Source organism: Streptomyces sp. NPDC051976, from assembly GCF_040680795.1.
In the GTDB taxonomy this organism is placed as follows: Bacteria; Actinomycetota; Actinomycetes; order Streptomycetales; family Streptomycetaceae; genus Actinacidiphila.
The window spans coordinates 47,234-61,662 of record NZ_JBFAXL010000011.1 but is presented as its reverse complement, the minus strand read 5'-3'; the positions used below and the strand labels follow the sequence as shown (position 1 = coordinate 61,662).

The window sequence follows — 14,429 nt, the reverse complement described above, 5'->3', positions numbered from 1 at the left end:
GCTGAGGGGTGATTCAGGGTGGAATTCTTCGAGAGCGAGTTGCCGGATCCTTCCACAGGGGAGCTTCCGATACCCGACTACAACCACCTGCCGCGGATCGGCATGGAGAGCCGTACCCGCGACCTGGGCCGCGAGGACCTGGAAGTCCTGCTGCGCTATGAGTGCGCCCACCGCGCCCGCACCCCCGTACTCCAGCTCCTCGCCGCCCGCCTGCGCGGCCTGCGCGAGCGCCACCAGGGCACCGGTCGGCACAGAGGCTACGGCCGCCCGGCCCGCTAGAACCCGTCCGTCCGGCCTTCCGCTTCCCCTTCCCGCCCGCCGCCGCCTCCCCTTGTCACGACGGGAACGGCCCGGACCCCGACGCACCTGAGGGGTGCTGTCGGGGTCCGGGCCGTCGTGGTGCGTCGCGGGGCGGCCGTCAGGCCTTGAAGACGTCCTTCATCTTCTCGGCTGCCTGCCGGGCGTCACCCTTGGATTCCTTGGCGGCGCCTTTCGCCTCCATGCTCTCGTTTCCGACCGCGCGTCCTGCGGCCTTCTTCGCCTTGCCCGCCATTTCGTCCTTCTTCGCACGTGCCTTGTCGCTGCCGCCCATAGGACATCTCCTTCGCGTCGTGCGGTCTTTCCCCGTTCGCTGTCGCGCCTGCCCCACGCAAATGCCGGGAAACCTCCGTATTCACACGTGTTTCACACGTGACACAGGGAGCTACCGACGCGGCGGTTGTGCCAGGTCGGCGGCGCAGGTCAGCCGGATCGGCCCACTGCGGACTTCTCCCGGACGGTGGGCTCGGCGGCCGCCGCACCCGCGATGTTGTGGGCCATCGCGCCGAACACCCCTGCGTGGAAGGGGGAGATGCTCCACCAGTAGAGGTGGCCGAGGAGCCCGCGCGGATGGAAGACGGCACGCTGCCGGTAGCGGACCCGGCCGTCGTCGCCGGTGTCGACCCGCATCTCCAGCCAGGCGAGGCCCGGCAGCCGCATCTCCGCGCGCAGCCGCAGCAGCCGGCCGGGTTCGATCTCCTCCACCCGCCAGAAGTCGAGCGAGTCGCCGACACGCAGCCGGGTCGCGTCACGGCGGCCGCGCCGCAGCCCGACCCCGCCCGCCAGCCGGTCGAGCCACCCGCGCGCCGCCCAGGCCAGGGGGAAGGAGTACCAGCCGTTGTCGCCGCCGATCCCCTCGACGACCCGCCACAGCGCCTCGGGGGAGGCGTCCACCGGCTGCTCCCGTACATCGGTGTAGAGGCTGCCGCCCGCCCAGTCGGGGTCGGTCGGCAGCGGGTCGCTGGGCGCGCCGGGCACCGCGGCCGACGACCAGCGCGTACTGACCTGGGCGTCCCGTACGCGTTGCAGCGCCAGGGCGACGGCCCGGTCGAACCCCAGCGGATGGCCGGGCGGATCGGGCACATACGTCGCGATGTCGTGCTCGTGGCACACCACCTCGTGGCGCAGCGACTCCGTCAGCGGCCGGGCGATGGACGGCGGTACGGGCGTGACCAGCCCGATCCAGTGGCTGGACAGGCTCGGGGTGAGGACGGGCACGGGCACGATCAGTCGGCGCGGCAGCCCCTTGACGGCGGCGTAACGCTGCATCATCTCGGCGTAGGTGAGCACGTCGGGGCCGCCGATGTCGAAGGTGCGGCTGACGTCGGGCGGCATCGTGGCGCCGCCGACCAGCATCCGCAGCACGTCGCGGACCGCGATCGGCTGGATGCGGGTGCGCACCCAGCGCGGGGTGACCATCGCGGGCAGCCGTTCGGTGAGATAGCGCAGCATCTCGAAGGACGCCGATCCCGAGCCGATGATGACCGCGGCCCGCAGGACCGTGACGGGCACACCGCACTCCAGCAGGATCCGCCCGACCTCGGCGCGGGACCGCAGATGCGGCGACAGGTCGGGCTCGGGGACACCCGCCGGGGTGAGACCGCCCAGGTAGACGATCCGCCGCACGCCATGCGCGGCCGCCTGCTCGCCGAAGATCCGCGCCGCGCGGCGGTCGGTGTCCTCGAAGGAGGCGCCGCCGCCGAGCGAGTGCACCAGGTAGTAGGCGACGTCGGCGCCCGCCATCGCCGCGCCCACCGAGGACGCGTCGGTCACGTCGCCGCGCACCACCTCGACGGCCGCCGCCCACGGCTGGTCACGCAGCTTCTCCGGCGAGCGCACCAGGCACCGCACCCGGTAGCCCTGCCCGAGCAGTACGGGCACCAGCCGCCCGCCGATGTACCCGCTGGCCCCGGTCACCAGGCACGTCAATGGCTCCCGGTCCCGGGACCGGCCTCCGGCCCGGTTTGCGGACTGTCCACTCGTGCTGTCCACGGCGTTTCACCACCCCTCCTCCCGCATGCCTACCCCGCCTGGGAGATCGACGCATGCGGCGGCGCCGCCGGTCGGCCCAATCCGGCATCGGACGGGCCGGGCGACCGGCCCGGGACGACCGCCGGTCAGGACGGGTCGCGGACGGCCTCCACCGCTTCCCGTACGTCCGGGTGCGGGTCGTCGGCGAGAGCGTCCAGCACGGCGTCGACGCCCGGGGTGGACCAGCGGGCGACCGCCCAGACCAGGTCCTCGCGCACTCCGGGATCGGGGTGCTCGGCGAGCCGGGCCACCTCGGGGAGCGGGCCCCGCCGCCGCATGCCGAACCAGTGCAGCGCCTCCCGCAGCACGACGGGATCGCCTGGCTCACCGGCCGCCGCGATCCGGGCCAGCAGCACCCGGGCCGGTGGCGGCGGACCGTCCAGCGGGTGCGGCAGCCGCTCACGCAGCCGCCGCGCCCCGTACCCACCGCGCACCTGGCAGCCGAAACACGTGCAGGGGCGTACCCCGTGCGCCTGCGGCACGTACCGCCATCCCGCCACCTGCGGCGCGGCGCGCACCCGGTGCACCTCGCCCGGCCGGATCGCGCGGGGAACGAAGACCTCCCAGCCGCGCGGATCGTCCAGCGCCGCGATCCGCCGTACGGCCTCCGCCGCGCGGACGGCCACCTGCTTCTCGCGCGCCCGGTCGCCGTAGTGCCCGGTCAGCACGTCCGTGCCGTCGTCCAGCCGTACGTGGACGGCCACCAGACCGCCCCGGCTGCCGAACCGGGCCAGCTCCCGCAGCCACTGGTGGGTGAGGGTGTACGACGGCAGCACGGGGAAGCAGTACACGCCGCGCGCCCCGCCCTGCCCGTGCCCCGCCGCGCGGATACCGGACCGCCGGATGCGCGGGGCGTTCGCCGCCGAGGTCAGGTGCACGAACATCGCCATGACAGGCGATGCTAGGGCGTGCCCGCGGGGCGGGGCACTCGTCTTCCCCCAGGGGGCGGGAGCCCGGCGGCGCGCGTCAGGAGCGGGTGAGGATCACGAGGCGCTGGGTCGCCCGGGTCATCGCCACATAGCGGTCGACCGCCCCCTCGACGCCCGTGCCGAAGTCGTCGGGGTCGACCAGCACGACCAGGTCGAACTCCAGGCCCTTCGACAGCTCCGGCGTCAGCGACCGTACGCGTGGTGTCGCGCGGAAGGCGGCGTCGTCCAGGGCGATCGTGCTGATCACGCAGGCGGTCCCGTCGTCGTGGGTGGTGAGCCAGGTGTCGAGGGTCGCCTGCAAGTCGGTCACCGGTCCGTACGCGACGGGGACGCCGCCGCTGCGGATCGAGACCGGCACATTGGCGTCGGGGAGCGCGGCCCTGATCACCGGCTCGGCCTCGGCCATCACCTCTTCCGGGGTGCGGTAGTTGACGCTCAGGGAGGCCATGGTGATCCGGTCGAGGCCGACCCGTTCGAGCCGCTCCCGCCACGACTCGGTGAAGCCGTGCCGGGCCTGGGCCCGGTCGCCGACGATGGTGAAGCTGCGCGACGGGCAGCGCGGCAGCAGCATCTGCCACTGCGCGTCGGTCAGTTCCTGCGCCTCGTCCACCACGATGTGCGCGAACGGGCCCGCGAGCCGGTCCGGTGCGGCGACCGGCAGCGCGTCCTCGTCGATCAGGCTGTCCTGGAGGTCCTTGCCGCGCAGCATCCGTACCGCGCCCTCGCTGTCGTCGCCCGCCGAGTCGATGTCGGCCGTCGTCACGATCTCGTCGATGACCTGGGCCATCCGCTCGCGTTCCGCGGCGAGCGCGGCCGCACGCCGCCGCTTCAGCACCGCCGCCTCCGGGTCGCCGAGCCGCTGCCGCGCCGCGTCCAGCAGCGGGAGGTCGGACACCGTCCACGCCTGCGGCGCCTCCTCGCGCTGGAGGAGCGCCACCTCCTCGCGGCTCAGCCAGGGCGCGCACAACCGCAGGTAGGCGGGGACGGTCCACAGGTCGGAGACGAGATCGGCCGCTTCGAGCAGCGGCCAGGCCCGGTTGAGGGCGGTGGCCAGCTCGCGGTCCTGCCGCAGCGACCGCAGGAACTGCTCGGGCGAGACGCCGTCCTCGTCCTCGTCCATGCCGAGCTTGTCCATGAGGATCGCGGCCAGCTCCTCCCAGATCTGCTCGCGCGCCTCGTTGTGCGGGGTGCCGGGGCCCGGCGCCCTGAACGCCTCGGCCCAGTCGCGGGCGCTCACCCGCACCTCGGACCACGCGGTCGAGGCCGTCAGGCCCTGCGTCGGCGGCTCCTCGTAGATGGCGACCGCCTTCTCGATCGCCCGCACCATGTCGGCGGTGGACTTCAGGCGCTCCACCTCCGGGTCGCGCTCCGGCGCCGCCGTGGCGCCCTCGGCGACCAGGTCGCGCAGGGTGCAGATCTGCACACCCTCCTCCCCGAGGCTGGGCAGGACGTCGGAGACGTACCCCAGGTAGGGCTCGTGCGGGCCGACGAAGAGCACACCGCCGCGGCGGTGGCCCAGCCGCGGGTCGGAGTACAGCAGGTACGCGGACCGGTGCAGCGCGACGACGGTCTTGCCCGTACCCGGGCCGCCGTCGACGACCAGCGCGCCGCGGGAATCCGCCCGGATGACGGCGTCCTGGTCGGACTGGATGGTGCCCAGCACATCGCGCATCCGCGCCGAGCGGTTGGTGCCCAGGCTCGCGATGAAGGCGGACTGGTCGTCGAGCGCGGCATGGTGCTCCAGGCCGTCGGCGGTGAACACCTCGTCCCAGTAGTCGCTGATCCGGCCACCGGTCCAGCGGTACCTGCGGCGGCTCGCCAGGCCCATCGGGTTGGCGTGCGTCGCCGCGAAGAACGGCTCGGCGGCGGGGGAGCGCCAGTCGACCAGCAGCCGGCGCCCCTCGCTGTCGGTCAGACCGAGCCGCCCCACGTACAGCGGCTCACCGCCGTCCGCGGCCACGATGTGCCCCAGGCACAGGTCGAGCCCGAAGCGGCGCAGCGCCCGCAGCCGCCCGCCCAGCCGGTGCACCTCCGCGTCCCGGTCCATCGCCGCCCGCCCGACACCCCCGGGCGCCTTCAGCTCGGCCTCCAGCCGCTCCGACAGCTCGGCGATCGACCGCGCCAGGCTCTCCCCGATGGCTGCGAAGTGCCGCTCGTCCCCGGCGATCAGCCGCGGGTCCGCCTTGGCCGAAAGACGGGCAGGAAGCTCGAACGCACCGGCACCATGAGCGCCCTTACCAGACAACAACACACGCAATTCGTGAATCCCCTGATTCCGCTCGTTCCGGATCGCGAGCTGCGATTGTGCGCCCTCATGGGGGCCTTGCCGCAAGCCCCCCTGTGCGCTATATCTTGATAGTGGCAAGGAGTGTGTTTTCCTCCGGCCGATCCCGCCCGTGGGTGATACGGGACAACCCCCGAAGACACGCGCCGAGTCGCGCGGCTCCACGCGTCGACGCCCTGAACCGCGCCCCGGCGGCGGTCCTTCGTGTCGAACGCGTGTCGTACCCGGGCTATTGCGACGCCCGCATTAATTCAGAAACTCCGAATGTTGACAGTCCAGGTCGGCCGACGAGAGCATCTTTCGTGTGAGCAGAGCGCAGGGAATTCCCCAGGTCGACCGGGTGCGGAGCAGCCGCCCCCGGGCCGCCGACCGCGCCTGGCGTCCGTCGCGGCGCCTCGTGCTCACCCGGTGCCGTGTCGTCGACCTCATGCGGGTCGGACGCACCATCTGTTGCTGAGGCGCTGACCTCCCGGACGTCCCGTCCCGGGTGGCACACCCCGTCCGGCAGGCAACCGCCCTGGCTCCCCGGGCGGTTCGGGTAGCTCTCACCTCCCTGAAAACCCCCTGTTCATTTCGGCACGCCCGAATACCGCGGCCTCGCGCCCGTTTCGGGTCCGCGTCGCCCTGTTCCCTTGCTCCCGTGTTCCGCGGAATTCCCGTACCAGAAAACGAAACGGAGTCCCTCCGATGTCCCGCTCAGCCTCTGCCGCACCCGGTCTCAACCGGCGGCTGTTCCTGAACTCCCTCCTCGGTACGGCGGCTGCCGCGGGGCTGAGCGCCTGCGCGGGGAAGGCCGCCGCCGGTCCCACCCTGGCGGCGAACGCCTCGCTGCCCAGCGCCGTCCCGACCGGCACCAGCCTGAAGATCGCGTCGTACCAGGGCGTCGAGCAACTGCAGCTCAAACTGGCCGGGTTGGACAAGCTGCCGTTCACCGTGTCCAGCTGGGTGAACATCGGGGCCGGTCCCGACGTCATCAACGCCTTCCGCTCCCACTCCCTCGACCTGGCCAACAACGCGGGCATCCCGCCGATCCAGGCGCACTACCAGGGCTACGACGCGAAGATCGTGGCGATCAACATCACCCGCAAGCCCACCTATGTCTTCGCCACGGCACCGCACAGCGACATCCAGGACGTCAGCGGGTTCAAGGGGAAGAAGCTCGCCTTCTCGCAGGGCCAGGCGCAGGGCGTGGTGCTGCTGCGGGCGCTGAAGAAGGCCGGACTGGCGTACTCCGACGTGAAGTTGGTGCCGCTGACCAGCAATCAGTTCCTGACCGCGCTGCAGGCCGGGCAGGTGGACATCGCGCCGCTGGCGCTGCAGCAGGTCCCCTCGTACCTCGACAAGTACGGCACCAAGGGCGCCCGCACGCTCACCACCGACGTCATCGACCTGCTCAGCCTGCTGTGGGCCCCGTCCGGTGTACTGGCGGACGCCGACAAGGCCGCCGCGATCGCCGCGTTCATCCCGCGCTGGGCGCAGGGGCTGGTCTGGGCCTACGAGCACCCCGACGACTGGAACCAGAAGTTCTTCGTCGACACCCAGAACATCAGCCTCGCGCAGGCCCAGGCCATCACCAAGCTCAGCAACAAGCCGCTGTTCCCGCCCAGTTGGGACGAGGCCATCGCCTGGGAGCAGGAGACCGCCGACCTGCTCGCCGAAGGCGGCTTCGTGAAGTCCTTCAAGGTCGCCTCGCTCTTCGACCGCCGCTTCGAGGGCCTGGCGGCCAAGGCCGTCCCCGCGACCTACCGGAGTTGAGACCAGTGACCCACACCGTCTCCGAGGCCGCCGTCATCACGGCGCCCGCGGATCCCGTCGCCGAACCCGTATCCGTCGCCCCGCACGAAGCACCTTCGCCCGGCGATCCCGTACCCCGCCGGCGGGTACGCAGACTCGCCCCCGGCAAACGGCTCCCGGCCTCGCGCTGGATCGGCCCCGCACTCATCCTGGCCATCTGGGCGATCGCCTCCGCCGCAGGGCAGTTGGACCCCTCGGCCATCCCGGCACCCTGGACTGTGATACACACCGGCGCCCACCTGTGGTCCGCCGGGACGCTGCCCACCGACGTGGCGACCTCGCTGCGCCGCGCGGGGATCGGCTTCGCCATCGGCCTGACCGCCGGGGTGGTGCTCGCGCTGGCCGCCGGGCTCAGCCGGGTCGGCGAGGCACTCATCGACGGCAGCGTGCAGCTCAACCGGGCCATCCCCACCCTCGGCCTGATCCCGCTGTTCATCCTCTGGCTGGGCATCGGCGAGACCTTCAAGTTCGCGATCATCGCGATCGTCGTCTACGTCCCGATCTACCTCAACCTCTACTCGGCCCTGTCCGGTATCGACGACCGGTTCGTCGAACTCGGCGAGGTGCTGGGGCTGAGCCGCTGGCAGTTCCTCCGCCAGATCGTGATCCCCGGCGCGCTGCCCGGGTTCTTCGTCGGCCTCCGTCTCGGAGTGACCGGCTCGTGGCTGTCGCTGGTCGTGCTGGAGCAGATCAACGCGACCAGCGGACTCGGCTACATGATGTTCCAGGCCCAGAACTACGGGCAGACCGACGTGATCATCGTCGGCCTGCTGATCTACGGAGTCTTCGGCCTGGTCTCCGACACCGCGGTGCGGCTGATCGAACGGAAGGTGCTGTCATGGCGACGCACACTGGGCAACTGACCTCTCCCGCGGTCCGGATCAGCGGGCTGACCCGCACCTTCGGCACCCGTACCGTCCTGGACGGCATCGACCTGGACATCCCGGCGGGCCAGTTCGTGGCGCTGCTCGGCCACAGCGGATCGGGCAAGAGCACCCTGCTGCGGGCCATCGCGGGCATCGACCACGAGGTGGCAGGAAGCGGTGAACTGCGGGCGCCGCAACGGGTGTCGGTGGTCTTCCAGGACTCCCGGCTGCTTCCCTGGCGCCGGGTGCTCGACAACGTGCTGCTGGGCGCCGGCGGCAAGGACGCCCTCGACCGCGGGCGCACCGCACTCGCCGAGGTCGGACTCGCGGGCCGCGAGGACGCCTGGCCGAACCAGCTCTCCGGCGGTGAGGCGCAACGCGCCGCGCTGGCCAGGTCCCTGGTGCGGGAGCCCGAACTCCTGCTGGCGGACGAGCCGTTCGGCGCCCTCGACGCGCTGACCCGGATCCGGATGCACACCCTGCTGCGCGAGCTGTGGGAACGCCACCGGCCCTCCGTCCTCCTGGTCACGCACGACGTCGACGAGGCGATCGTGCTCGCCGACCGTGTCCTGGTCCTCGACAACGGCCGCGTCGGGCTCGACCTGACCATCGACGTCCCCCACCCGCGGTCCTACCGCGACCCGCTGCTCGGCGCGTACGGGCAGCGGCTGCTGGCCGCGCTCGGCGTCGACGAGTCCTCGCACGACCGGCCGGGTGACGCCGCCGCGCACGGGACCGTCCCCGAGGACGCCGACGAAGACCTCCCGGAAGACCGCCACCACGACCACCCACACGACGGAGCCCGGCAAGGAGCCACCGCATGACCCGCCAACTGCACCTCAACGCCTTCCTGATGAACACCGGCCACCACGAGGCGTCCTGGCGGCTGCCGGAGAGCGACCCGTTCGCGAGCGTCGACGTCGGCCACTACCGCCACCTCGCCCGTACGGCCGAACGCGGCACCTTCGACTCGCTGTTCCTCGCCGACGGACCCGTGCTGTTCCACAGCGTGGGCCAGCGCCCCTCGGGGACGCTGGAGCCGCTCACCCTGCTGACCGCGCTGGCCGGTGCGACCGAGCACATCGGCCTGATCGCGACCGCGTCCACCTCGTACAACCTCCCGTACAACCTGGCCCGTACGTTCGCCTCGCTCGACCATGTCAGCGCCGGCCGGGCGGGCTGGAACATCGTCACCACCGCGGGCGCGCAGGCCGCGCGGAACTTCGGCCTGGACGAGGAGCCCGCGCACGCCACCCGCTACGAACGGGCCGCCGAGTTCCTGGACGTGGCCCTCAAGCTGTGGGACAGCTGGGAGGACGACCTCATCGTCGGGGACAAGGCGTCGGGGGTGTGGGGCGACACCGCGAAGCTCCATCCGCCCCGGCACCGCGGCCGCTACTTCAGCGTGGACGGCGCGCTGAACGTGCCGCGCTCCCCGCAGGGTTATCCGCTGCTGGTCCAGGCCGGCTCGTCGGAGGACGGCAAGGAATTCGCGGCGCGGTACGCGGAGGCGGTGTTCACCGCGCAGCAGACCCTCGGCGACGCGCAGGAGTTCTACGCCGACCTCAAGGCCCGTACCCGCGCGGCCGGGCGCGATCCGGAGGGCATCAAGATCCTGCCGGGGATCGTCCCGGTCATCGGCGACACCGAGGCCGAGGCCCGGCGCCGGGAGGCCGAACTCGAGGAGCACATCGTCCACGAGCACGGGCTGTACCAGCTCGAACAGGTGCTCAACGTGCCTGCGGGCGTACTGGAGTTGGACTCCCGACTGCCGCTCGATCTGCCGCCGGAGAGCGCCATCGAGGGTGCGAAGAGCCGCTACACGCTAGTGGTGGAACTGGCCCGCCGCGAGGACCTCACCGTCCGCGAACTGATCGCCAGGCTCGGCGGAGGACGCGGCCACCGCACCTTCAGCGGCACTCCCGAGCAGGTGGCCGACACCATCGAGAACTGGTTCCAGACGGGCGCGGCCGACGGCTTCAACATCATGCCCCCCGTACTGCCCTCCGGCCTCGACCTGTTCGTCGACCACGTCGTGCCGATCCTGCGCGACCGCGGCCTGCTGCGCCGCGAGTACGTCCCCGGGCAGACCCTGCGCGAGCGCTACGGGCTGCCGCGCCCGGCCAACCAGTACGCCGCCGCTCCGGCCGCAGCCCTCGCCGCGCGCTGACGCGGGCTCACAACCGCACCCGAACCACACACCTACGAAGGGAACTTGAGATGACCGTGACCACCGAGACGAAGCCCGGGACCATCGGCAGCGCGGCCGGACTGGAGATCCGCAAGGTCACCGCGCGGATCGGGGCACAGGTGGCGGGCGTCGACATCAGCGGGGATCTCGCCCCGGACACCGTCGCCGCGCTGCGTGCGGCGCTCAACACGCACAAGGCGCTGGTGTTCGACGACGTCGACCTCGACGACGAGGGCCAGCAGCGCTTCGCCCGGCACTTCGGCGAGCTGACCACGGCGCACCCGACGGTCCCGGCCGTCGAGGGCGCCCCGAACGTGCTGCCCGTCGACAGCGAGCGCGGCCGGGCCAACCACTGGCACACCGATGTCACCTTCGTCGTCAACCCGCCGCAGGCCAGCACCCTGCGCAGCATCGTCATCCCGCCCTACGGCGGCGAGACGCTGATCGCGAACTCCGCCGCGGCCTACCGCGATCTGCCCGAACCGCTGCGGAAGTTCGCCGACACCCTGTGGGCCGAGCACACCAACGACTACGACTACGCGGTGCCGGAGGAGAGCGTCGACGCCGAAAAGGCCGCGCAGCGCGCGCAGTTCACCTCCATCACGTTCCGCACCGCGCACCCGGTGGTCCGCGTGCACCCGCTGACCGGCGAACGCGGTTTGTTCATCGGCGGGTTCGCCCAGCGGATCGTCGGTCTGTCGATCGCGGAGTCCCGCAAGATCCTGGACCTGCTGGAGAGTTACGTCACCCGTCCGGAGAACGTCCTGCGGTGGCGCTGGTCGCCGAACCAGCTCGTGCTCTTCGACAACCGCATCACCCAGCACTACGCCATCGACAACTACGACGACCAGCCGCGCCGCCTCAACCGCGTCACCGTCGCCGGTGACATCCCGGTCGGCGTCGACGGCGCCCGCAGCCGCGCCCTCGCGGGCGACGCCTCGCACTACACCTCGGTCGCCGCCTAGGGCCCGGCTCCAGTCCGGTCCCGCCCGCACCGCGCGCGGGACCGGACGCCCCGAGGGGTTCAGTACATGACGGTGATACGGCGTGCCGGGCCGTCGACCCGGATCCGGCCTCCGTACGGGATGACCAGCTGCGGGTCGGTGTGCCCCAGGTCGACGTCGAAGACGACCATCGTGCCGGGGGCGTACTCGCCCAGCGCCCGCAGGACGGCCTCGCGCTGCTGCCGCCGGTGGTCGGCCCGGTCCGCACGGCTCAACGGCCGCTCGAAGGACCAGCTCTTCGCCCGTCCCATGAGCAGCGCGGGGAACTGCCGCAGGAGTCCGCGTTCGCCCATGTTCCGCAGGATGCGGTAGACCTCCTCGGCCCCCGGCATCTCCTCGGAGGTCTCCAGGAACAGGACACCGCCGCTGTACGTGTCGGCCTGCCGTACCTCGCGGTCGGCCATCAGCAGCCAGGACAGGATCTCCAGGTTCCCGCCCCAACTGGCGCCCTCGACCACCGTGTCGGCCTGGTGCCAGGTCCATCCGTCGGCGGGTTCCAGCTCCGGTTCCGTCTCGAACGTCCGCGGGTCCTGCCAGGGACGGTTGACGTCCCCCGACGCCTTGGCGGGCGTCAACTCGTACGCACCCGAGGTGAACAGGGCCGCCCGCAGGGACTCCGCGGTCAGCGGGTGCAGCGCGCCCGGCCGCCCGAGTTCGACCATCACGGAACCGCCGTGGTAGCCGACGACGCCCAGATTCCGCAGCAGCACCAGCAGGTTGGTGTTGTCGCTGTACCCGAAGAACGGCTTCGGGTGGGCGCGCAGCAGATCACGGTCGAGGTGCGGCAGCACGGTGATCTGGTCGTCCCCGCCGATGCTGGCGATGACGGCCTTGATGCCGGGATCGGCGAACGCCGCGTGGATGTCGGCGGCGCGGGCCCGCGCGGTCGCGCCCATCCGCCGCGTCGTCGGGTACTCCACCGGTTCGAGGCCGAAGTCCTCCCGCAGCCTGCGCAGCCCCAGCTCGTACGGCAGCGGGAGCAGGCCGGGCAGGCCCGACGAGGGGGAGAGGATCGCGACCCGGTCTCCGGGGCGCGGCTTGGCGGGGTACGCGGGCGTCGTCATCGAGTGATCGTAAGCGTCAACCCGCCGCGGCCGAACGGGGTTTTCCGTCCGCCGCGCCGACCGGGCCGCCGCGCAGCAGGTCGTGGAGCTCGGCCTCGTAGAACCGTGCCGGGTCGAACCCCATGCCGGTGAACTGGCCCGCGGCCTCCAGCGACAGCAGGCCGTGCAGCCGCGTCCATACGGTCAGGGCGCGGTGCAGGACCGCGGGCGGCGCGGGATGGTCGCCCGCCCACTGCCGGTGCTCGGCGAGGTGGGCGTCGAACGGCACCGGGGGAGCGTAGTCCGGCAGCGCGGCGCACGCGTCGAGGAGGGTCGCCATGATCTCCGCGGCGATGGCGGTGGTGTCGTCGGGCGCGTGGTAGCCGGGGATGGGTGTGCCGTAGATGAGGAAGTAGCGGTGGGGGTCGGCCAGGGCCCAGTCGCGCAGGGCGTGCGCCAGCGCGGTGAGGTCGGGGGAGGCGGTCCCGGAGGCGGCGGTCGTCGCGCGGAAGGTGTCGGCGAGGCTGCGGTACGCGTCCCGGATGAGTTCGGTGATCAGCTCGTCGCGACCGGCGAAGTACCGGTAGAGCGCCGGTCCGCTCAGGCCCATCTGCTTGGCGATCGCGTTGAGCGAGAGCGCGGTCGCCCCCGCGGTGGCGATCTGCTCCCACGCGTGTTCCTTGATCTCCTCGCGCACCTGGGCGCGGTAGCGCTCGCGCGGCGTCTTCGGGTCCTGGTCCACCACTGGCCTGCCACCTCTCGGTCTCCCCGCGCCTCTGGATGCACGCGCTAGTTAGAGGCTATCACGAACGTTATTGACGTTCGCTCGCCCAGCGTGTTAGAACTTCTAGCGAACGCGAAAACGCGTAACGAACAGCGAAGACCGTGGAGGACACCATGAACGCCGAAGCACTCGTCGAGGTCGTACTGCCGGGCAAGGTCGAGCCGGAGGGGCTGCAGATCCGGCACGGCGCCGTCCCCACCGCGGGCAAGGGCCAGGCCGTGATCCGGATGGAGGCGACCGGGGTGTCCTTCGCCGAGCAGCAGATGCGCCGCGGCCGGTACTACGACCAGCCGCCGTTCCCGTTCGTGCCCGGCTACGACCTGGTCGGCACCGTGATCGCGGTCGGCGAGGGCGTCGACGCGGGCCTGATCGGCACCCGGGTGGCCGCGCTGATCAAGGTCGGCGGCTGGGCGAGTCATGTGTGCGTCGACGCGGCCGACCTGGTGCCGGTGCCCGAGGCGATCGGGGCCGCAGAGGCGGAGACCCTCGTCGTCAACGGCATCACCGCCTGGCAGATGCTGCACCGCAAGGCGCGCGTCCGCGCCGGGCAGACCGTCGTGGTGCACGGCGCCAACGGCGGCGTCGGCTCCGTCCTGGTCCAGCTCGCCCAGGCCGCGGGCGCCACGGTGATCGGCACCGCCTCCGCACGCCACCACGACGCCCTGCGGGCCCGCGGCGTCGTTCCCGTCGACTACCGCGCGGGCGACGTGGCCGCACGCATCCGCGACCTCGCCCCCGGTGGTGTGGACGCCGTCTTCGACCACGTCGGCGGCCCCGGCATCGTCGACTCCTGGCAGCTCCTCGCGCCCGGCGGCACCCTCGTCTCGTACGGCAGCGCCTCGACCCGCGACGACACCGGGTCCAAGCAGGCGCCTGTACTCAAGCTGCTCGGCCGGGTCTGGCTGTGGAACACGCTGCCCAACCGCCGCCACGCCTACTTCTTCAACGTCTGGGCGGGCCGGGCGCTGGCCAGGAACAGCTTCCGCGCCCGGCTGCGCACCGACCTCACCGAGGTCTTCGCCGCCCTGCAGAGGGGTGACGTCACCGCGCAGATCGCCGCCCGGATACCGCTCGACCAGGCCGCTGAAGCACTGCGCCTGGCCGAGTCGGGCACCGTCGCCGGCAAGGTGGTCCTGACACCGTGACCGGGACCGTGACCGTGACCCGCGTCGCCGAGTCCGGGCC

Annotated in this window: 13 protein-coding genes; 7 read left to right on the top strand and 6 right to left on the bottom strand. The window is 72.0% G+C overall.

The window, feature by feature from the left end; genetic code table 11:
- The first annotated feature begins 18 nt into the window (after positions 1-18).
- Complete coding sequence (locus AB0M29_RS14515) at positions 19-279, top strand: hypothetical protein (protein ID WP_365382590.1); 261 nt, start codon at positions 19-21, stop codon at positions 277-279.
- A 139-nt stretch (positions 280-418) separates the two neighbouring features.
- Here the strand turns inward: AB0M29_RS14515 and AB0M29_RS14510 are convergent, their stop codons facing one another.
- The 4 genes from AB0M29_RS14510 to helR all read right to left on the bottom strand — a co-directional run bounded on the left by AB0M29_RS14510 (position 419) and on the right by helR (position 5,529).
- Positions 419-592: a CsbD family protein gene (locus AB0M29_RS14510; protein ID WP_365382589.1), complete on the bottom strand. Its 174-nt coding sequence runs from the start codon at positions 590-592 to the stop codon at positions 419-421.
- Positions 593-741: 149 nt separating this feature from the next.
- Positions 742-2,310: an SDR family oxidoreductase gene (locus AB0M29_RS14505; RefSeq protein WP_365382588.1), complete on the bottom strand. Its 1,569-nt coding sequence runs from the start codon at positions 2,308-2,310 to the stop codon at positions 742-744.
- 125 nt (positions 2,311-2,435) lie between these two features.
- A complete protein-coding gene (locus AB0M29_RS14500) occupies positions 2,436-3,239 on the bottom strand; it encodes a HEAT repeat domain-containing protein (RefSeq protein WP_365382587.1) in 804 nt (267 codons plus the stop codon).
- A gap of 76 nt (positions 3,240-3,315) precedes the next feature.
- Positions 3,316-5,529, bottom strand: a complete 2,214-nt coding sequence (gene helR / locus AB0M29_RS14495) for an RNA polymerase recycling motor ATPase HelR (RefSeq protein WP_365382586.1) — start codon at positions 5,527-5,529, stop codon at positions 3,316-3,318.
- Between the two features lie 720 nt (positions 5,530-6,249).
- Here helR and AB0M29_RS14490 point away from each other — a divergent pair.
- From AB0M29_RS14490 to AB0M29_RS14470, 5 genes are read left to right on the top strand one after another with little or no spacing between them, the layout of a single operon-like run.
- Positions 6,250-7,317 (top strand): ABC transporter substrate-binding protein, encoded by a 1,068-nt coding sequence (locus AB0M29_RS14490; RefSeq protein WP_365382585.1) that lies wholly within the window; start codon positions 6,250-6,252, stop codon positions 7,315-7,317.
- Positions 7,314-8,219: an ABC transporter permease gene (locus AB0M29_RS14485; protein ID WP_365382584.1), complete on the top strand. Its 906-nt coding sequence runs from the start codon at positions 7,314-7,316 to the stop codon at positions 8,217-8,219. Before AB0M29_RS14490 ends, AB0M29_RS14485 begins: the two co-directional genes overlap by 4 nt.
- Positions 8,195-9,046 carry an ABC transporter ATP-binding protein gene (locus tag AB0M29_RS14480; RefSeq protein ID WP_365382583.1) on the top strand — a complete coding sequence of 284 codons (852 nt, stop codon included), beginning with the start codon at positions 8,195-8,197 and terminating at the stop codon, positions 9,044-9,046. The genes AB0M29_RS14485 and AB0M29_RS14480 overlap by 25 nt, the downstream gene beginning before the upstream one ends.
- Positions 9,043-10,392: an LLM class flavin-dependent oxidoreductase gene (locus tag AB0M29_RS14475; RefSeq protein WP_365382582.1), complete on the top strand. Its 1,350-nt coding sequence runs from the start codon at positions 9,043-9,045 to the stop codon at positions 10,390-10,392. Before AB0M29_RS14480 ends, AB0M29_RS14475 begins: the two co-directional genes overlap by 4 nt.
- A 50-nt stretch (positions 10,393-10,442) precedes the next feature.
- Entirely contained in the window at positions 10,443-11,378 is a 936-nt protein-coding gene (locus AB0M29_RS14470) for a TauD/TfdA family dioxygenase (protein ID WP_365382581.1), read from the top strand.
- 59 nt (positions 11,379-11,437) lie between these two features.
- Here the strand turns inward: AB0M29_RS14470 and AB0M29_RS14465 are convergent, their stop codons facing one another.
- Positions 11,438-12,481 carry a S66 peptidase family protein gene (locus AB0M29_RS14465; protein WP_365382580.1) on the bottom strand — a complete coding sequence of 348 codons (1,044 nt, stop codon included), beginning with the start codon at positions 12,479-12,481 and terminating at the stop codon, positions 11,438-11,440.
- 16 nt (positions 12,482-12,497) lie between these two features.
- Complete coding sequence (locus AB0M29_RS14460) at positions 12,498-13,205, bottom strand: TetR/AcrR family transcriptional regulator (protein WP_365382579.1); 708 nt, start codon at positions 13,203-13,205, stop codon at positions 12,498-12,500.
- Between the two features lie 152 nt (positions 13,206-13,357).
- Here AB0M29_RS14460 and AB0M29_RS14455 point away from each other — a divergent pair, with 152 nt between their 5' ends.
- Positions 13,358-14,389, top strand: a complete 1,032-nt coding sequence (locus AB0M29_RS14455; protein ID WP_365382578.1) for a medium chain dehydrogenase/reductase family protein — start codon at positions 13,358-13,360, stop codon at positions 14,387-14,389.
- The last annotated feature ends 40 nt before the right edge of the window (positions 14,390-14,429 follow it).

Bases quoted from the DNA above. Each gene is read 5' to 3' on its own strand.
- AB0M29_RS14465 (WP_365382580.1), bottom strand. From the start codon at position 12,481: ATGACGACGCCCGCGTACCCCGCCAAGCCGCGCCCCGGAGACCGGGTC.
- AB0M29_RS14455 (WP_365382578.1), top strand. From the start codon at position 13,358: ATGAACGCCGAAGCACTCGTCGAGGTCGTACTGCCGGGCAAGGTCGAG.
- AB0M29_RS14510 (WP_365382589.1), bottom strand. From the start codon at position 592: ATGGGCGGCAGCGACAAGGCACGTGCGAAGAAGGACGAAATGGCGGGC.
- AB0M29_RS14470 (WP_365382581.1), top strand. From the start codon at position 10,443: ATGACCGTGACCACCGAGACGAAGCCCGGGACCATCGGCAGCGCGGCC.
- AB0M29_RS14480 (WP_365382583.1), top strand. From the start codon at position 8,195: ATGGCGACGCACACTGGGCAACTGACCTCTCCCGCGGTCCGGATCAGC.
- AB0M29_RS14490 (WP_365382585.1), top strand. From the start codon at position 6,250: ATGTCCCGCTCAGCCTCTGCCGCACCCGGTCTCAACCGGCGGCTGTTC.
- AB0M29_RS14475 (WP_365382582.1), top strand. From the start codon at position 9,043: ATGACCCGCCAACTGCACCTCAACGCCTTCCTGATGAACACCGGCCAC.
- AB0M29_RS14500 (WP_365382587.1), bottom strand. From the start codon at position 3,239: ATGGCGATGTTCGTGCACCTGACCTCGGCGGCGAACGCCCCGCGCATC.